Source organism: Oscillospiraceae bacterium (assembly GCA_031265355.1).
GTDB lineage: Bacteria > Bacillota > Clostridia > Oscillospirales > UBA929 > JAIRTA01.
The window spans coordinates 15,076-36,059 of the sequence record JAISCT010000053.1; the positions used below are offsets into that span (position 1 = coordinate 15,076).

Here is a 20,984-nt window from a genome sequence, read left to right on the forward strand (position 1 = left end):
CATATATTAGGTATATCAGTCAATCTCAAGATAACCGCGGCCCGCCCGTCCACTCAGCGCCGCCCATCGAGAGAGAGAAAAGACCAGAGAAAATGGGCGTCCGAATGCGAAAAATCCCTCTTGACAAGCCGTGACGCGGCATGGTATAGTGATCGCATAACATATAATATATATATAAATGCTATGCAATTAAAAGGAGTGTGACCACAGATGAGACGCACACATCGCGTACTCTATGCACTGCTGCCAGTTCTGCTGCTGCTCACCGCCTGCGCTGCCGGAAACAGCGTGCAGACACCGCCCGCAAACACCCCGCCGACGGCGGGGACACCGGCGCAAACAGAAACCGACACAACTGCGTCGCTCACGCCGCCGGCGCTCGAACAGACGTCGTTCAAACTCGGACATCTCAATTCCACCGCGCATCTGTTAGGCTTTGTGGCGGCGGAGGAGGGCTTTTTTGCCGAAGAAGGGCTGGACGCCGAATTGTTGCTCTTCGCCAGCGCCGGCGAGATGGTGGCGGGGCTTGAGGGCGGAAACTTGGACGCGGCGTTCATCGGTTCTGTGCCCACCATCACCTTTCAGAGCCAGGACCATCCCGTGTCGGTGTTCGGCGGCGCGATGACAAACGGTCACGGGTATGTCATCAAGTCCGAGTTCACTGAAGGGCTCAGCGACTGGGACATCACGATTCTGAGGGGCCGCAACGTCGCGACGGTGAAAAATAGCGTGCAGGAGCTCGAACTCTATATGCTGCTTGATCAGGCGGGTCTCGACCGCGAGACGGATCTCAACGTGGTTGTGTTCGACAGCCAGAAGGATGCCTTTAACGCCCTGGCGGGCGCGGAGATCGACGCCGCGAGCGTTTACTCGCCGTATGCCTCTCTCGCCAAAAACCAGGGGTACGAGGTGGTGTATTACTGTAACGAGGAACCGTTGTTTGAAAATCAGCCCTGCTGCCGTCAGGTGGCGCTGACGCAGGCGCTCACGGACAGGCCGAATACTTATACGGCCTTCGAGCGCGCGTTGATCAAAGCCTATAAGTTCTCGCAGGCGGACCGCGAGAAGACGATTCAAGATGTCAAGAAATACATAGACATTGAGTTGGACGCGCTGGAATATGAGATTTACGGTGGCCACAGCGTGTCACACCCAGACCCCGACAAGGCGGCAACCGTGGCGCTCAAGAGGAAAGTCGTTGACTTTGGCTACACGGCGGACTACGACATCGAGACGCTCTACAACACCGAGATTTTTGCCGGCGCGCTTGCCTCCCTGCTCGCGGAGAATCCGGACGATGCCGTCTATCAGGACTTGCTGGCACATTTTGAGGCGAACGATGCCTGAGAAACTGCCAAAGACAGTTCAGCTCCTGCGTGTCCGGCGCCTGGGCGGCGCCAAAAACAAAGACCAGATGCACAGAAAATCCGGGAAAGACGGGGGGCCGGTGTGCTATGAAAATTGATGTTCAAAATCTCACCGTCACCTATGAAGAGAAGAACGAAACGTTCGCGGCGATCGAGGATGTCACATTCGGCGTCGGCGAGGGCGAGTTTGTCAGTGTCATCGGTTCCTCCGGCTGCGGGAAAAGCACGCTGCTCAGCGTCCTGGAGGGACTCTGCTGTCCCTCCGGCGGGCGCGTGCTGATCGACGGCGAGCCTGTCACGGGCCCTGGGATCGATCGGGGTGTCGTGTTTCAACAATATTCACTCTTCCCATGGATGACGGCGCGACGAAATGTGGCCTTTGGAGTCAAACAGGCCAAGAAGGGGCTCGACCGCGCCGGAGTCCTGAGGATTGCCGACGAATATCTGCGAAAGGTCGGCCTGGGGGACGCGGGACATCGCTATCCCTCGCGCCTTTCGGGCGGGATGCAGCAGCGTGTCGCGATTGCGCGCGCGCTGGCCATGGATACGGACATCCTACTCATGGACGAGCCCTTCGGCGCGGTGGATGCCAAGAACCGCGTGCTCTTGCAGGAGTTGCTGCTGCGGCTGTGGGGCGACGAGGCCAGACGAAAGACCGTCGTGTTCATCACGCACGACATCGACGAGGCCATCTTCCTCTCCGACAGGATCGTTATGCTGACGGAGAGCCCGGGGCGCGTGTACAAGGACGTGCACGTACCGTTCCCGCGTCCGCGCGACCGGACAGGCCTGCTGAATTCCGAGATCTATGCCGTCTTCCGGCGGGACATCACCGCCGAGTTCTTCGGTCGGAAAAGCGGCGAGACAGAGGAGGACTGGGTGATCATATGACGTTGAAAATGCGCTTTTGTAAAACGGCGCATCTCCTGTTCATCTTATTTTTAGCAATTCAGTTTCTCCCGGATCAGATCTCAAAGCCGGACGCGCCCACCTATGCCGTCGGATTTGCCGCCGCGGTGGAGGTGTTGCTGCTCATCGCCTCCGCCACGGCCCAAAAGCGCACGGGACTGGACCTGCCGGCCGATATCGCGGCGTTTTTGTATGTGCTGCTCATCGCGTGGACACTTGCGACGGCTAAATTCAACCTGTTGAAAGAGATGCTCTTCCCGCCGCCGGGGGTCGTGTTTCAGCAGTGTGTGGAGGACATCCCGCAGCTTCTGGGCCACATCGGCTCCTCGCTGGCGCTCATCGCGCAGGGGTATCTGCTGGCGCTGGCGGCGGCCGTGCCGCTGGGCCTTGCGCTGGGTTATGGTGTACGGGTGGGCAGCGCCGCCACCTACATCGCGAAATTTTTGGGCGCGATTCCCCCCGTCGTTTATATTCCATACGGCATCGCGCTGCTGCCGAGCTTCAGGGCCGTCTCCGTGCTCGTGATCTTTCTGGCCTCTTTCTGGCCGATCCTTGCGGGCACCATGAGCGGCGTTTTGTATGTGGAGCAGCGGATCCTGGACTCGGCGCGTGCGCTGAATGTGGGGCGGGGTACGATGCTCTTTCGCATCATCTTGAGCGCCGCGCTGCCGCAGATCTTTATCGGCTGCGGGCAGGGACTCACCGTGTCGTTCATCCTGCTCACCTCGGCGGAGATGATCGGCGCGCGGAGCGGCATGGGGTTTTATGTAAAGAATTATTCGGACCTCGGCAATTACACGCGTACGATAGTGGGCGTACTGGTCATCGGCGTTGTGATCAGCGTCGTGTTCTTTCTGTTCAACAAACTGCAAAAGTTTTTGCTGCGGTGGAAGTGAAAGTTTCACCGGCACCGAAAGAGGGTTCGGTCGAACATCATGCCCACCGCCAGCGGCGTTTTTACCACTTGACAGACGAGAGCATTGCGCATATCATACAAAACACAGTGAGGGGGACTTCGGAGACATGAAGAAATATTGGAACGAGACAATCGAGACGCTGCCGCGTGAAGAACTCAAGGTGCTGCAACTGAAATCGCTGCAGGAGGAACTGCGGTTTGCCTATGAAAACGCACCGTACTACAAGCGGTCGTTTGACGAGGCGGGCGTCTCGCCGGAGGAACTGAAGACACTGCAGGACATCCAAAAATTTCCATTTATAGACAAAAAGACGCAGCGCGATACGCAAGGTGTCGGGAGTTTTTTGGGGGAGCTTTGCGCTGTGTCGGAGGAGCGGGTGATCTTTGTTTCCACCTCCTCCGGGTCCACGGGCGTACCCACGATGAGCCCGTTCACACAGCAGGATTTTGACGAATGGCAGGATGTGGAGAGCCGTTGGTTCTGGCAGGCGGGCATGCGTCCCCATGACCGCTATGTCCACGCGCTCAACTTCTCGCTCTATGTGGGCGGGCCGGACGTCATCGGTGCGCAAAATCTCGGTGCGCTGTGCATCTGGGGTGGCACACTGCCCTCCGAGAGGCTGATTTTCATCTTGAAGGCGTACCAGCCGACCTGCATATGGACAAGCCCGTCCTACGCCTGGTACCTCGGCGAGACCTGTAAAAAGAGCGGCATAGACCCGAAGAAGGACCTCTCGATACGCAAGATCTTCGTCGCCGGTGAGATGGGTGGCTCCATCAAGGCCACGCGCGACGCCATCGAGTCGCTGTGGGGTGCGGAGGTGTTCGACTTCTACGGTCTCTCGGACATCTTTGGTGCCTGCGCCGCGCAGTGCGAGGTGCACGACGGGCTGCACATCGCCGAGGACCACATCTTGGTCGAGACCGTCGACTTAAACACGGGCGAGGTGATCGCACCCGGGCAGCGCGGAGAGCTTGTCTACACAACGCTACGCAAAAAGGCCCGCCCGCTCATCCGGTTCCGCACGGGCGACATCGGGTTTGTGACGACCGAGCCGTGTGCCTGCGGCCGCACCCACGCGCGCATCCACGTGGACGGCCGCAAGGACGACATGTTCATCGTCTCCGCCGTCAACGTCTACCCCAGCGACATCGAATACGTCATCCGCGGCCTCACGGAGGTCACGGGCGAATACACGGTGCGGATCACGGAGAAAAATTTCACCTGTCAGTACGAGGTGACGGTGGAGAACGCCGACGCGGCGCAAGGCACGGATGACCAGGTGGCGGCGCGGGTGTCGGAGGCGCTGAAGGCCCGCATCGGCGTCAAGCCCGTAAGCGTCGTCGTCCTGCCGGACGGTACGCTTGAGCGTTCCACGCACAAGGCAAAGCGCATCATTGACGAACGAAAGCTGGATTATAATATATGAGGTGACGCCCATGAGGCCGCTGTCCGCCCGTACCGCCGGATTCACCGACTCCGTCATACGCCGCATGACGCGCATCGCACAGAGGCACGGCGCCATCAACCTCTCGCAGGGATTTCCCGATTTCGATCCGCCGCGCGCGCTGCTGGACGCGCTGACGCGCGCGGACATGCTGCCGCACCAGTATTCCGTCACCTGGGGTGCGCAGAACTTCCGCGAGGCGCTGGCGGCAAAGCAGTCGCGCTGCATGGGTTTTTCGATCGACCCGGACGCCGAGGTCGTTGTCACCTGTGGTTCCACCGAAGCCATGATGGCGGCGATGATGACGGTGGCAAACCCCGGCGACAAGGTGATCGTTTTCTCTCCATTCTACGAAAACTATGGCGCGGACGCCATTCTCTCCGGCGCCGAGCCCATCTATGTCCCGTTGCGGCCGCCGCATTACGATTTTGACCCGGCCGTGCTGGAAGACGCCTTCCGCCAGAGGCCGGCCGCGCTCATCCTCTGCAACCCCTCCAATCCTTCCGGCAAGGTGTTCGCCCGCAGGGAGCTTGAGATCATCGCCGCGCTCGCGCAGCAGTACGACGCCTATGTGATCACGGACGAGGTGTACGAACACATCGTCTATGCGCCGCACCGTCATGTGTACATGGCGTCCTTGCCCGGCATGCGTACGCGCACGCTGTCCTGTTCGTCGCTTTCGAAGACGTATTCTATTACCGGCTGGCGGCTCGGGTACATCATCGCGCCGCCGGAGCTCATCGACACGGCGAAGAAGGTACACGATTTCCTGACGGTCGGCGCCGCCGCGCCGCTGCAGGAGGCGGCCGTCACGGGTCTGCGGTTCGAGGAGGCGTACTATGAGTCGCTGCTCGCCGTCTACACACAAAAGCGGGAGTTGTTTTTACGGGGGCTCGACGACATCGGGATCGTGCACAACGAACCGCAGGGGGCGTATTACGTGATGATTGACATCTCGGAATTCGGTTGCACGGACGACCTGCAGTTCTGCGAGCTCCTGGCCGAGCGCGTGGGTGTCGCCGCCGTTCCCGGGTCCAGCTTCTTCCGGGAACCGGAGAATCGCTACATCCGATTCCACTTTGCCAAACGCGAGGAGACGCTGCGCGCCGCCCTCGAACGTCTGGCGGACATGCGGACGCGGATGTGATTTTGTTTTCGAGTGTACAAAAGCACCGTTTTCATGAGAGAAAACGGTGCTTTTTGGCATCATTTGCGCAAAAGAAGTGTGAAAGAGAAGGATAATGTGCCGAAAAATGAAAACATGAACAAAAATAGGACGTTTTCGAATTGGCGTATGAACGCGACAAGCACAGCGATTTTGCCACAAAATGTAGAACATTTTCTATTTTCTACATCAAAGTGTTTGCTATTCTCCATTTACTTTTACATGGGATACTTTACAATAAAAGGTGAGGAAGAGGGGATGTCTGTGTTTGTATATGGGCGGCCAAAGGCCTGCTCGTCCACATCTCCTCGCGTAGCCTAAGTTCTTTGGCTTGGTGCAGCAAGCCCAGCTTTACCTACGCCTTGGCATCGTCTCCGCTCATAGCCGGCCTGCCCGGTCGCGCCGGATTACGAGCGTCCCGTCCAGCTCATTCACGACAGTATCCCCATTTTGGAAAGGAAGTGCGCCCGCATGCGAAAAACCTACGTCAAACGGTTTGCATCCCTTCTCTTGATGATGGCTCTGCTCCTACAGAGCAGCGCATTCACCGCAACCGCCGAGCTCTCCGAGACCGGCCCGTTTGCCGTCACCGCCCCGAAGACGGAAAATACCGCCACCCCTCTGGGCATCGATGCGTTCAGCCCCCGCTTCTCCTGGCAGATGGAAACCGACGCCTACAATATGAAACAGACAGCCTATCAGATCGTCGTCGCCACGGACCCGGCGCTGGCCGGCGGCGTGGTTTGGGACTCGGACAAGGTGGCAAGCGACGAATCGGTCAACGTGTATTACGCGGGCGCGCCCCTCGCAAAACGCACCCGCTACCACTGGCAGGTCACTGTTTGGAACGACCAGGGCGATGTGGCCGCTTCAGAGATCTCCTGGTTTGAAACCGGTCTGGCAAGCGCCGACTTCACGGCGGACTTCATCGCCGTTGACAGGATTGAGCCTGTCCTGCCGAACCCCGCCGCGTATGAGATCAGTGTGGACTTCCGCATCGATGAGGCCGGCATGGGTTTTGTGTTCGCGGCCACGGAGGACAATTACCTGATGTGGCAGGTCAGCACGATGCACGCCGAAAACGCCGTCTATCTGCGTCCGCACAAGTGGGCGCCGGGCGGACAGGTGATCGCGCCCACGGGCGTGACGCTGTACAACGGCGCGTCGTTTGTGGAGGGCACCGGGCAGATCGACATCACATCCGCCCTGCCGTTGGACGCCAGGAGCGACTGGAACAAGCTGCGCCTCGTGGTCACAAGCCCCGGCACACAGGCCTCGACGGGCGCGGTGGACACGTACATAAACGATGTGAAGGTCGCCAGCCACCCCAACCTGATCACGCAATACGGCCGCATCGGGTTCCGTGAGGTGGGGAAAGACCTGAGCCAACCGGGATATGAGAGCGCCTCGTTCGACAACATATCGGTGGTCGAGGTCGGCGCCGACAGTTTGAGGGTATTGTTCGAGGAAGACTTCTCCGGCGGCAGAGGCGTGTTCACCGACAACACGATCTCTGTAAAAAATGACGACGACGAACATGGGAACTACGCGTATTGCGAGGGCGACAGCGTCGTCACCCAGACGCCGGCCATGCCGCTCAAAACGGCGGCGATAGGGAACTCCCTGCCCATGTTCAGGACTGAATTCGAGATGTGGCCCGGCAAGGCGGTCAAGAGCGCACGGTTGTACGCGACGGCGTTCGGCCTGTACGACGCGTCCATCAACGGCCAGCTGGTCGCGCCCGACGAGATGTTCAACCCCGGCTGGACGGACTACCGCACCGCGCTGATGTACCAGACATATGACGTGACCGGCCTCTTGCGGGACGGCGTCAACGCCATGGGCGCGGAGACAGGCTCGGGGTGGTTCGCCGGGCACGTCAGCTACGGCAATGGCAGCAACAACCTGTACAAATACGGCAGATACCCGGCTTTCTTGGGTCAGCTTGAGATAACTTACGAAGACGACACGGTCCAGACCGTCAAGACAGACAGCTCCTGGAAGGTATACACGGACGGGCCCGTCACCTTCGCCGACAACCAAGACGGCGAGGCCTATGACGCGCGCAATGAGATTCCAGGCTGGAACCTCGCCGGTTTCGACGATTCGCTGTGGCAGAGCGCGGCGGCCGTGACGTCGGCCAACGCCGCCAGCCTGCTGGGGCGGAGCCGCTCCGGCAACCAGAGCGGACTCAGCGACGTGGCCGTTGACGTGGACAATGTGGAGCTGTTCGCGCACATAGGGCCGCGTGTCCGCCTGGGTGAAGAGGTCGGCTCCGAGGTTGAGAGCATCCTGGGGAAGGACGTCCGGGGCGTCACCATAGTGGGGACATTCCCCGATGGAGATAGGACCCGCTACATATTGGATTGCGGGCAGAACATCGCGGGCGTCGCCAAGATCACTGTACGCGGCGGCCAGGCGGGAGACACCGTGCGGCTCCGCTTTGCCGAGATGCTGCACGACGGCCGCCAGGGCGCCGCCGGGGAACTGGCGCGCGAGGCGCTGCGCTCCGCCCAGGCCACGGACTACTACACCAAGAAGGGTTCAGACGACGAGACATTCACGCCCCGGTTCACATGGCACGGCTTTCGCTACATAGAGGTGCAGGGCTATCCGGGTGCGCTCGACCCGGCCGACGTGGAGGTCTACTTCGTCGGCAGCGACATATCGTTGACCGGTGTGGTCAACAGCTCCAGCGCCGACCTCAACCAGTTCTATGCAAATGTCATGTGGAGCATGCGCGACAACTTCCTTTCGGTACCCACGGATTGCCCGCAGCGCGACGAGCGCTTGGGCTGGACCGGCGACGCGGAAGTCTTCTCCCGCACCGCGGCGTACAACCGCGACACAGATCAGTTCTACAAGAAGTTCATCGCCGACATGGCGGCGCGCCAGCGTCCCGACGGCGGCGTGTGGGACTACAATCCCGACGAAGGCCACGACCACAATTTCGGCAACGCGGCCTGGGCCGACGCGGCCACCATCATACCATGGAACGTCTATCTGATGTACGGAGATAGGCAAATTTTGGAAGATTCCTACACGCTGATGCAGGGTCATGTCTACTACTACACGATGGCGGCCGCGGCGCGGACTGGATCGGACAGCGCGTGGAGCCAGAACGCGACATACGCCGCGTTTGACAGGGTCAGCCCGCAGCAGCCGGAGATCACCGACCTCGGCACGACCGCCGACGACCGCAAATACATCTTGGGCGGCTGCGCCTATGGCGACTGGCTGGCCCCGTCGGGGACGCCCAACCAGGTGACCGCCACGGCCTACTTCGCCCGTTCCGCCGAGCTGCTATCCAAAACGGCGGCTGTACTTGGCAAGGACGGCGACGCGGCCTATTACAAGGCGCTGTCCGACAGGGTCAAGCTGAGCTTCCGGCGCCGGTTCTACGACGCGTCCACAGGCGCGCTCACGGGCAACTCCCAGACGGCTTACCTGCTGGCCCTTGAGTTCGGCCTGCTGCCAGACTCCGAGCGGGGCAAGCTGACCGAACGGCTGCTGGGCCTGATAGAGAGCGCGGGCGACCACCTGACCACCGGGTTCGTCGGCGCGGCGCTGTTGCTGCCCGCCCTGTCGAACACGGACAATCCCGGAGAGGCCTACAACCTGCTGCTGGGCGTGGATACCTACCCCTCGTGGCTGTATTCGATCCGTCAGGGCGCGACGACCACGTGGGAGCGCTGGGATGCCTGGACGGTTGAGAAAGGCTTCCAGGACACGGGCATGAATTCCTTCAACCATTATTCGTTTGGCGCGGCGATGGAATGGGTCTACCGCTACGCGGCTGGCATCGAGGTCGACGAGCGCGCGCCTGGCTTCAAGCACACCATCCTCCAGCCCACGCCTGACAGCCGCCTGAGTTTCCTGAACACAAGCTTCGACAGCGCCTACGGCCGCATTGTCTCCGACTGGACCTACGACGGCCCCACCGGCGCGTTTGTCTACACCGCGAAGGTGCCGGGCAACACTTCGGCCACCGTGTATGTGCCTGCCGCCGACGAAGCGGATGTCACAGTAAACGGTGCGGGCACAAGTGGCGCCCTGCCTGCGGGCGTGACCTACCTGGGGCACGACGCGCAAGCCAAACGGGCTGTCTTCGAGGTGGGTTCGGGCACATACCGTTTCGCCTCGCAGATCAAAGCGGACAAACCCATGAAGCCCGCCCTCGTCGAGTCGCCGGCGAGTGGAACCTATCTCCTGGGCGCGGACGCCAGCCTGCGCGTATCGGTCACCGTAAATGACGGCGGCGACCTGTCGTACCAGTGGTTCCGCAACTCGGTCAAAAACACCGAAAACGGTACGCCCGTCGGTACGGACAGTCCCGTGTATACTGTCCCAACCGACCTTCCGGGCACGAGCTTCTACTATGTGACGGTGACCAACACGCTGAGTGACCGGTCCGCCTCGATTACCAGCGGTGCGGTCGGCGTGAACGTGGTCACGCCGGTCGTCGGCAAGCCGCAGCCCGGCTCCTATGCCCTGGCGCAAAACGTCACGTTGTCCTCCAGCATAGAGGGCGCGGACATCTACTACACCACGGACGGCACGGAGCCCACAGCAGACGGCGCGCGGTTCACAGAGCCCATCCTCGTCAGCCAGAACACCACGATCCGCGCCATCGCTGTAAAGGACGGCGAGATCAGTGACATCACCGATCTGAAGTACATCATCGACGCCAGTCTGCTGCTCTTCTTCGACGATTTCAGCGACGGACTCGGCAAATGGACCGGCACAACCCGCGCTACGATTGTGGATGGCTGGTTGAGACTCACAAACAACGAGAACATGTATTCGACGGTTGGCGGCGATTGGACAAACTACATTCTGGAAGCCGACGTCAAGGTCGAAAACGCGTTCGCGGGATTGACCTTCCGCTGGCAAAGCGCCGGCAACCAGTATATGTGGAACTTCTCCTCCTCGGGATATATGCGCAGGCACACAAAGATAAATGGCACTTTCTCGGCGTTCGCGGACATTCCTTTTAGCCTTGAGAACGCTGGAGACGCGTTCCATGTCAAGCTGATCATCGACGGCGACACGATTTCCTCCTATGTGAACGATGAGCTGCTCGACGTCATGACGCTTGACGACTTCTCCGGCGGCCGCGTTGGGTTCCGCCAATCCGGTGCCGAGGCGGGTCTGTTTGACAATATCGTTGTCACCAAGATTGTCGATACGGCCGAGGTTACGCCGGACAGCAAGGACTTCGGAAGGCTGCCGGAAGGCTATTCCGCCGCCGATCTGACGCCGCAAACCTTCACCTTTGTCTACAACGGCTCGGGATCGCTGAAAACCCTGAACGCCGCGCTGGACGCGAACTCCGACTTTGCGTTTGTCGGTACGCTCACGCAGTCGGGGAATATGGGGACCGTCAGCGCCTTGCCCAAGGCCGGTCTGGCAGCGGGCGATCACACCGGCGCACTGACCTTCACGTTCAACGGCCAGACGATTTCCGTTCCGCTTTCTTTCAAGGTGGGATTCGCGGCGACCGTAATACCCGACGGTTCGGATTACATCGTCGAGGTGGAAAGCGGCACAGACGTGACAGTAACCATCATCGCGGCCGTTTACGACCAAGCCGGCCGGCTGGCCGACATCAAGACGGCACCAAACGAGGTCATAAACGTAGGCGCCCCGCCGACAGTCAAGAAATTCGAGGGGCTCACCGTACCCGACGGCGGCCTCATCAAGTTCTACTTCTGGGACAGCATGACATATGTACCGCTTTGTGCCCCAAAGTAATGTCCGCTCTCAATAAACTGGACACGGACTCTCACATCTGCTTTAAAGCACGACTGTGTCTCTGAAAAGCAAACAAAAAGCACCGTTTTCTCTCACGGAAACGGTGCTTTTTGACATTTTTTGCACCGAAGAAATGTGAAAAAGAAGGATAATACGCCGAAAAATGAAAAAATGAATAAAAACGGGACATTTTCGAATTGGCATATGAACGCGATGACTAAGCACGGCAATTTCGCCACAGAATTTGGAATATTTTCTATTTTCTACATCAAAGTGTTTACTATTCTCCATTTACTTTTGCATGAGATACTCTACAATAAAAAGTGAGGAAGAGGTCCAGCACATTTGCGGAAATATCCTTATTTTGGAAAGGAAGTGTATCCACATGCGAAAAACCTACGTCAAACGTTTTGCATCCCTTCTCCTGATGATGGCTCTGCTCCTCCAAATCAGCGTATTCACCATAGCCGCCGAGCCCACCGGGGCCGATACGTTTTCCGTCATCCTCCCAAAGACGGAAAATACCATTACTCCTCTGGGTATCGATGATTTTACCCCCCGCTTCTCCTGGCAGATGGAAACCGACGCTTATAACATGAAGCAGACAGCCTATCAGATCATCGTCGCCACGGACTCGGCTCTCGCCGACGGCGTGGTCTGGAACTCAAGCAAGGTGTCAAGCGACGAATCGATCAACGTGTATTACGCGGGCGTTCCCCTTGAAAAACGCACCCGCTACTATTGGCAGGTCATGGTTTGGAACGACCGGGGCGATTCGTCCGCCTCAGAGATCACCTGGTTTGAAACCGGTCTGACCCGGGAGGATTTCTCCGCCGAATTCATCGCCGTGAACCGCGCGCCTCTGCTCATGCCCAATCCGGCCTCCTATGAAATCAGTGTCGATTTCAAGGCGGAAAAGAACGGCGCCGGCATCGTTTTCGCCGGACAAAGCGGTTCAACCTTCCTCATGTGGCAGTATAATACCTGGTACGGTGCTAACGGCTCAACCTATTTGCGTCCGCACATGTGGGTCAACAACGCCGTCAGCTTGCCTACAACCGTCACAGGGTACAACGACTGTACGGTCGTGGGCGCCACCGGACAGGTGAACATCGACGCGGTTGTTCCGCAAGAGGCCAAGTATGACTGGCATAACATGCGGCTCGTGATCACCAGTCCGGGCGACGCTAGCGCCACCGGCACGGTGGACACCTACATAGACGGTGTACAGGTATCCCGCCACACGGGACTCATCACCAAATACGGGCAGGTCGGCTTCCGCGCCGTGCAGGCCGACGGTTCTAAACCAGAGCTGGGCTTCGAGCAGTCTGATTTTGACAACTTCCTCATCAAGGGCGGAGACGGCGTCGCGCTGTTTGCCCAAGACTTCAGCGAAGATCGCGGCATTTTCACGCACAGCAACATTTCTTATAAAACCGATGAAACCCGCGGTGGCTACATTTACGTCGACGGCACGGGTCTTCTCAACCCCTTGCTATTCACCCCTATCGTCTCCGGCTCCAGCATTGGCAGTTCGCTGCCTATGGTGCGCAAGAGCTTTGACGCCCTCGCGGGCAAGACCATCAAGAGCGCGCGGCTCTATGCCACCGCCTTCGGTCTTTATGACGCCTTCATCAACGGAACGGCAGTCGCTCCGGACGAGATGTACAACCCCGGCTGGACTGATTACCGCACGGTGCTGATGTATCAGACCTACGATGTGACGCAATTGATCCAGCCCGGTGAAAACGCCCTGGCCGCCCAACTGGGTAACGGCTGGTTTGCCGGGCATGTCGGATACAGTCATACCGGCAACGGCAGCGATAACTCCAACAAATACGGTCAATATCCGGCCTTCCTCGGTCAGCTTGAAATCACCTATACCGACGGTACGGTGCAGACTATCGCCACCGACGGCTCCTGGAAGGTCAATACCGACGGACCTTATCTGGCCACCGACAACCACGACGGCGAGACATATGACGCACGCCGTGAGATCCCCGGCTGGAGCGCGGCCGCCTTCGACGACGTCGATTGGTCTAGCGCAGGCGTGGTCGATTCGGCCAACGCATCCTATCTGCTGGGCAGAACCACATCCAGTTCCTACAGCGGTTTTGCGGGCGCGGTCGTCGACGTGGACAATGTGAGACTCATCTCTCAAATCGGTCCCCGCATTCGAATTGGTCAAACCTTGAGCGACGAGGAAGAAGCTCTGCTTGGCAAAGAGATCCGTGACGTCACCGTCATAGACACCTTCGCTGACGGACGCGTCATTCTTGACTGCGGTCAGAACGTGGCCGGCGTCGTCACGCTCACCATCCGAGGCGGTCAGGCGGGTGACCAAATCCGCTTGCGTTACGCCGAGATGATCAACGACGGCGTCAACAACCAACCCGTCAACGAGCTATATACCGCCGCCCTCCGTTCGGCTAAAGCTACCGACTACTACACCAAAAAGGGCTCCGGCATTGAGGTGTACACCCCCCGCTTTACTTGGCATGGCTTCCGTTACATCGAGGTGCAGGGCTATCCCGGAACCCTGAACGCAGATGATATAAGCGTTTACTTTGTCGGCAGCGAAATCCCCCTGACAGGCATGGTGGAAAGTTCCAGCGCCGATCTGAATCAGTTCTATTCCAACGTTATGTGGAGCCAGAAGGGCAACTTCTTCTCCATCCCATCCGACTGCCCGCAGCGTGACGAACGCTTGGGTTGGATGGACGTCCACGCATTCTCCATCACCGCCGCTTACAACCGAAACGTTGAGGAATTTTTCAACAAGTTCGTGCACGACATGATGTCCCGCCAGCGCCCCGACGGCGGCATGTGGGACTATCTTCCCGACGAGGGTCACGACCACTACTTCGGCAACGCCGGCTGGGCTGACGCGGCTACCATCGTTCCGTGGAACATGTATGTGATGTACGGCGACAAGAAGATCCTGGAAGAAGCCTACTCCATGATGCAGGGACATCTGTACTATCACATGATGGGCGCCTCTTCTTCCACCGGCTCGGACTACGCTTGGAACCAAGGCGCGACATATCCCGCTTTTGACAAAGCCAATCCTCAGCAACCCGCCATCACCGATCTGGGCACGATCGACGACGACCGCAAGTACATTCTCGGCAATTGCGCTTACGGCGATTGGGTGCCTGTCGTGAGCACCCCCAACGAGATCTTCTCGACGGCCTACTACGCCCGTTCGGCCGATATCGTGGCTAACGCGGCAGAAGTGCTTGGCATGACCGATGACGCCGCATACTACAGAGCGTTGGCCGACCGTATCAAGCTGAGTTTTCAGCGTCGCTTCTACAATGAATCCACCGGAATCATCAGCAGCGGCGCCAGAGGGGGCGACACCCAAGCCAGCTACGCCTTTGCCATCGCCTTCGATCTGCTGCCTGCCAGCGAATCGCCCAAGCTGCACGCCAGGCTGGGGCAGCTGGTAGAGTCCACCGGTTACATGACCACCGGTATGCAGGGTTCCCGCGTGCTGCTGCCCGCACTGAGTGAGTCCGGTTACAGCGATCTTGCCTACAACCTGCTCATCGGCGTTGACACCTATCCGTCATGGCTGTACTCCATCCGTCAGGGGGCGACCACGATCTGGGAGCGCTGGAACTCCTACACCAAAGAAACAGGCTTCGGTCCGGTGGGTATGAACTCTTTTAACCACTTCGCCTTCGGCGCGGGCTTTGAATGGGTCTACCGCTATGCGGCTGGCATTGAGGTCGACGAGAGCGCGCCCGGCTTCAAGCACATCATCCTCCAGCCAACTCCCGACAACAGCTTGAGCTTCCTAAACACAAGCTTTGACAGTGCTTACGGCCGCATTGTCTCCGACTGGACATATGATGGGCCTACCGGTGCGTTTGACTACACCGCGACGGTGCCCGGCAATACCTCGGCCACCGTCTATGTTCCCGCCTCTGCCGAGGCGGAGGTCACCTTAAACGGCGTGGGCACAAACGGTGTCCTGCCTGCGGGCGTGACCTACCGGGGTTATGACGCGCAGAGCAAACGAGCCGTCTTCGAGGCGGGTTCGGGTACATACCGTTTCACCTCGCAGATCAAATCGGACAGACCCACGAAACCCGTCCTCGTCGAGTCGCCGGAGAGCGGGACATATCTGCTGGGCGCGGACGCCAGCCTGAGTGTATCGGTCAGCACTAATGACGGCGGCGCGCTGTCATATCAGTGGTTCCGCAGTTCGGCCAAAAACACCGAAAACGGCACACCTGTCGGCACTGACAGTCCCGTGTATACACTACCGACCTCCCTTCCGGGCACAAGCTTCTACTATGTGACGGTGACAAATACGCTGAGCGATCAGTCCGTCTCAATAACAAGCAATGTGGCCAGTGTAAATGTGGTTACGCCAGTAACCGGCAAGCCGCAACCCGGTTCCTACGCCATGGCGCAAAACGTCGTCCTATCCTCCATTATAGAGGGCACGGACATTTACTACACCACGGACGGGACGGCGCCCACGACAGCCAGCGCGCAGTTCACGGCGCCCATCACTGTTAGCCAGAACACTGTCATCCGCGCCATCGCCGTAAAGGACGACGAGATCGGTGAAATCACAGACCTCAAGTACATCATCGACCCCAGCCTGCTGCTGTTCTTTGACGATTTCAGCGATGGACTCGGCAAATGGACAGGCACAGCCAACGCTACGATTGTGGATGGGTGGATGAGACTCACAAGCAATGAGAATATGTATTCGGCAGTCGGCGGTGACTGGACAAACTACATTCTGGAAGCCGACGTCAAGGTCGAAAACGCATACGCTGGATTGACTTTCCGCTGGCAAAGCGGCGGCGACCAATACATGTGGAACTTCTCCTCCACAGGATATATGCGCAGGCATACAAAGATAAACAACACTTTCTCGGCATTCGCAGACATTCCTTTTAAGCTTGAGAACGTTGGAGACGCGTTCCATGTCAAGCTGATCATAGACGGCAACATGATTTCCTCCTATGTGAACGATGAGCTGCTCGACGTCATGACACTGGACAACTTCCCCGGTGGTCGCATTGGTTTCCGCCAATCAGGCACCGAAGCGGGTCTGTTTGACAATATCGTCGTCACCAGAATTGTCGATACAGCTGAGATTACACCTGACATCAAGGACTTCGGAAGACTGCCGGACGGCTATTCCGCCGCCGATCTGACTCCGCAAACCTTCACCTTCGCCTACAACGGCTCGGGATCCCTGAAAACCCTGAGCGCCGACCTAGACGCGAACTCCGACTTTGAGTTTGTCGGTACACTCACGCAGTCTGGAAACATGGGCGCTGTCAGCGTTGTACCCAAGACCGGTTTGGCCGCGGGCGATCACATCGGCGCACTGAGCTTCACGTTCAACGACCAGACGATTTCCGTCCCGCTTTCCTTCAAGGTAGGATTCGCGGCGACCGTAACATCCGACGGTTCGGATTACATCGTCGAGGTGGAAAGCGGCACAGACGTGACAGTAACCATCATCGCGGCCGTTTACGACCAGGCCGGTCGGCTGGCCGATATCAAGACGGCACCAAACGAGGTTATAAACGTAGGCGCCCCGCCGGTCATCAAGAAATTCGAGGGGATAAGCATACCCGATGGTGGCTGCATCAAGTTCTACTTCTGGGAGAGCACGACGTATGTGCCGCTTTGTGCCCCAAAGTAAGGCCCAGTCTCAACAAAACGGGCACGAACGCCCGCACCTGCGTTAAAGCGCGACCGTGTTTCTGAAAAACAAACAAAAAGCACCGTTTCACAAAAGAAACGGTGCTTTTTGATGCTTTTGAAAAGGTATACCTTTTCAAAAGCGCGGCACAAACATCAACGTCTCTATTGTACTGCACGTATTTTGTGAAGTCAAGCAATATATAAAATAATTTTTATATATTTTAGCCAAATTCAGTGAAGCAAATCTCCTCCAAAAGGCGACTTCAAAAAGGTATAGCATGACAGGCTCGCATGAAGAGCGCCGAAGGGGGAGCGTCTTCGTGAAACAGTACACTTTTTGCCCACATTGACGGCAAAAAAGGAGAATATGAGCGACAAATTGCTAGATGGAGTGATGAAATACACAAAATACAAAGAAAAATTTACAGTGTTCTTGTATTTCCTGGCGAGTCGTGATACAATAATTTGTCAACATTTGCGAGGAAACACCCCAGGGATTGGGGATTACATACGGTTGCGAGTGCATCCATAAACGATGCGCCCATACATGATGAAGGAGGAACGTAACGCAATGAAAAAGCAAAATTTAAAACGGTTTGGCGGATTGCTTGTGTGCTTGGCCCTTCTGCTGGCCATGCTGCCCGTGACGATTGTGAACGCGGCGGGGGACATCAGGCTTGACCCCACTGTCGAGTACCAGACCATGGAGGGCTGGGGTACCTCTATCTGCTGGTGGGGCAACACCGTCGGCACATGGATCGGCGCCGCCAACGAGAAGAGTATCGCCTACGGCCTGAGCCTTGACCCGCCTGTTGAGAACATGGAAGTGCGTGACGCCATCATCCATATGTTCTATTCGCCCGACGCGCTGAACATGAACATGGCCCGATTCTGTGTCGGCGGCGGCGACGAGGACAACTACGCCAACACGACCATCACGCGCATCGAAACCATGGTGCCCGGCTGGAGCATCGACATGTACGGCGACGACGGCGGCAACAACGGCGGTGTGGTGGTGGACGGCTTCTATGACAAACCCATCCGGGAGATGAACGACTACGGCCAGCTGTATGTGCTGTGCGAAGCGGCCAGGATCCGTCAGGAATACTGCGATTCGCTTGGCGTCCCCAACGACTTCGTCGTCGAGGTGTTCTCCAACTCACCCCCCTGGTACATGACCGAATCCGGCCGTGTGACCGGCGCTTTTCGCCTGAGCAGCGCTGAGATAGCCGCGTTGGGGGACTGGTCCGTAGGCGGCGCCTCCACGACCGGCAACGCCGACAACATCAAAAAGGATCAAGACATCGCCGACTTTTGCGCGTACATGGCGGCCGCGGCCAAGTATATGGACAACATGCTGGCCCCTTACGGCGCCAAAGTCGACATGGTGAACCCCATGAACGAGCCGGGTTGCTATTACTGGGGCGGCGACCACAGTGGAAACATGTGGAAGCAGGAAGGCTGCAACGTGTCCTACGGTGAGGCGCAGAGCAAGGTGATGCGCGCCATGCGGGCCGCACTGGACGACATCGGCATGGAAGACGTTTTCCTGACCATGGGTGAAACCAGTTACGGCACGACGATCGCCGGTTACCAGCTCTTCGCCGAGGACGTCAAGGACATAACGCCCCTCGTGGGAACCCATGCGTACCAGGCGGAAGAAAACAACATAAGGTCCACAAATGACATCAATCGCACCTATCTGCGCGACCTGACGAAATCCCACGACAAGACCCTGTGGCAGGTGGAGGTCGGTCATAGCAACGGCAATTTTATCACCGGTGCGATGAGCGGCGCCATGAACCTCACAAGGATCATGAACAGAGACCTGAAAACGGCGCAGGTTTCGGGCTGGATGGACTGGTGCCCGGCCGAGCCTCTGTATGACAACCTGACGCTCAACAACGCAAATCAAGTGTCGGGCCTCGGCGGATGGGGTCTGATGCAAGTCAACTCAAATTCGACGGCGTACGGCGTCGAGGGCGTCAAGGGGATCACCATGTTTGGCAAGCCGGCCGGTCCATATGCCGCCCAAACGCCTTCCGTCCCCAATGTCGCCGGTTCCTTCCGCCGGCAAAGTCAGTCCTCTCTGTTCACTGGCACCGGCGCCAATCTGGTGCCGAAGACGCAAATCTTGGAGAACCTGGGGTGGGGCGATTATGCCTACGCGACAGGAAAATCTTATTATACCCATATGAATTACAGCCGGTTCATCAAACAGGGGTACACCCAGATCGACATCGGAAGTGAGCAGATGGTCGCCTTTGTCTCTCCCGATCGGGCAGAGTTGGTCATCGTAGCGTTCTCCTGGACCGGCAACGCAAGCGTCGGCCCGACCCAGGTGGCTTTTACCAACACGCTCAATACGACGGTCGACCTGAGCGCCTTCCCGGGCGCCGCCACAGCCGAAATTTACAGAACGACCGGCGGGACCAGCGCGGCCAACTGGGGCGACAGCTGCCTGCGGATAGCGGATCAGGACGTGTCAGACGGCACATTGGACGTAAACATACCCGCGGCGAGCCAAGTCTACACTTATGTCATCAAAAACAGCGCGGGCAGCGCGCTTTATGCCAGAAACAACGTCCATGAAATGGTAAATTCCGAGGTCGTCTATACCGACCCCAAGTATTCACGGATCAACAAGTTTGCGTACACGGGTCTCAATACCACTTGGACCAAACAGATGTGGCACCAGTCGTTCCCGGGCGACGGTACGGACATTACCGCTTACCGGCCGTCTGCGGCGCACGCCCAGCAATTTAACCAGTGGGGCGGTACCTATAGCCCCGCCTCTTATACCGTCTGGAACAACAACAATCTCGCCGCCAATCCGTCGCGTAACGCGTATGGCTTTTCAGTCCGCCGCGCAACGGTTGACGGCGCGACGGTGAGCTTCACGTTTGACGGCAAAAGCGTCGCCATCTGGGGCCTGCTGAAGGATGAGACAAACGCGGCCGATTTCAGCGTCGCCGTGGACGGCGAAGTCGTGACAGCCAGCGTCAGCAACCTGGGTACGCCCGGAGTCAACGCGTGTCTGTACGACACAGGAAGTTTGAACGGCGACGGCCCACACACCCTGACCATCACCAAGAACGGCGCGGCCGGTCAACTGGACATCGGAAACGCCAAGATCGGGTACGACTTCGGCGGCTTGCACGCCGCTATCAAGGCATTTGAAGCCGGCGGGACGGCGGACGATACGCACGAAATCTACCGAAACGCGCTGGAAGTCTACGAGGCCCCCGTATCGTCGCAGGCCGGGATCGATCGGGCGGCCATGCTGCTGAGAACGCTGACCTTCGGCGCCGACGTCTCGATCCAAAAGACGAACAAAGCGAGCGTGACCGCCACTTGCGGTATAGCGAACAATACGGACGAGGCATTGACCGTCAACCTGATTCTGGCGCAGTACAACGGCAGGGGACAGCTGCAGTCTGTGACGCGGAAGGATACGGCCGTACAGGAGGCCTTGCGCGTTGAAACGATTGCCATGGCCATTCCCGAAGGGTTGAGCGGTACGGTGAAGGCATACATATGGGATGCAGCCTTTGAACCGCTCTGCTCTGACGCGACGTATCGCCTGCTTACCCGAAATCAATAAAAGAAAAGAAAAATTTACGATATTCTTGTATTTCATGCCGAGATATGATATAATACTCTGAATTCCGACCATTCAAACAAGGGAAAACGCTCCAAGATTTGGAGTTTTTCTGCGCGGCGGATCGGTGTGCAGACGGATC

At 58.2% G+C, this 20,984-nt stretch carries 8 protein-coding genes; all 8 read left to right on the forward strand.

Annotation, left to right across the window (positions count from 1 at the left end; translation table 11 throughout):
- Window positions 1-210: 210 nt before the first annotated feature.
- The 8 genes from LBK75_07995 (at window position 211) to LBK75_08030 (ending at window position 20,845) form a co-directional block, all read left to right on the forward strand.
- A complete protein-coding gene (locus LBK75_07995) occupies window positions 211-1,347 on the forward strand; it encodes an ABC transporter substrate-binding protein (GenBank protein MDR1158231.1) in 1,137 nt (378 codons plus the stop codon).
- 107 nt (window positions 1,348-1,454) lie between these two features.
- A complete protein-coding gene (locus LBK75_08000; protein MDR1158232.1) occupies window positions 1,455-2,258 on the forward strand; it encodes an ABC transporter ATP-binding protein in 804 nt (267 codons plus the stop codon).
- The gene (locus LBK75_08005; GenBank protein ID MDR1158233.1) at window positions 2,255-3,172 is read left to right on the forward strand and encodes an ABC transporter permease subunit; all 918 of its coding nucleotides are present in this window, start codon (window positions 2,255-2,257) and stop codon (window positions 3,170-3,172) included. Before LBK75_08000 ends, LBK75_08005 begins: the two co-directional genes overlap by 4 nt.
- 127 nt (window positions 3,173-3,299) lie before the next feature.
- On the forward strand, window positions 3,300-4,622 hold the full coding sequence (locus LBK75_08010; GenBank protein ID MDR1158234.1) for an AMP-binding protein: 1,323 nt from the start codon (window positions 3,300-3,302) through the stop codon (window positions 4,620-4,622).
- A 10-nt stretch (window positions 4,623-4,632) separates the two neighbouring features.
- On the forward strand, window positions 4,633-5,787 hold the full coding sequence (locus LBK75_08015) for an aminotransferase class I/II-fold pyridoxal phosphate-dependent enzyme (protein ID MDR1158235.1): 1,155 nt from the start codon (window positions 4,633-4,635) through the stop codon (window positions 5,785-5,787).
- Window positions 5,788-6,276: 489 nt separating this feature from the next.
- Window positions 6,277-11,559, forward strand: coding sequence for a family 78 glycoside hydrolase catalytic domain (locus tag LBK75_08020; GenBank protein MDR1158236.1), 5,283 nt, complete (start codon window positions 6,277-6,279; stop codon window positions 11,557-11,559).
- Window positions 11,560-11,944: 385 nt separating this feature from the next.
- Window positions 11,945-17,239 (forward strand): family 78 glycoside hydrolase catalytic domain, encoded by a 5,295-nt coding sequence (locus LBK75_08025; protein MDR1158237.1) that lies wholly within the window; start codon window positions 11,945-11,947, stop codon window positions 17,237-17,239.
- A 573-nt stretch (window positions 17,240-17,812) separates the two neighbouring features.
- Window positions 17,813-20,845, forward strand: a complete 3,033-nt coding sequence (locus LBK75_08030; GenBank protein ID MDR1158238.1) for a hypothetical protein — start codon at window positions 17,813-17,815, stop codon at window positions 20,843-20,845.
- Window positions 20,846-20,984 lie beyond the last annotated feature (139 nt).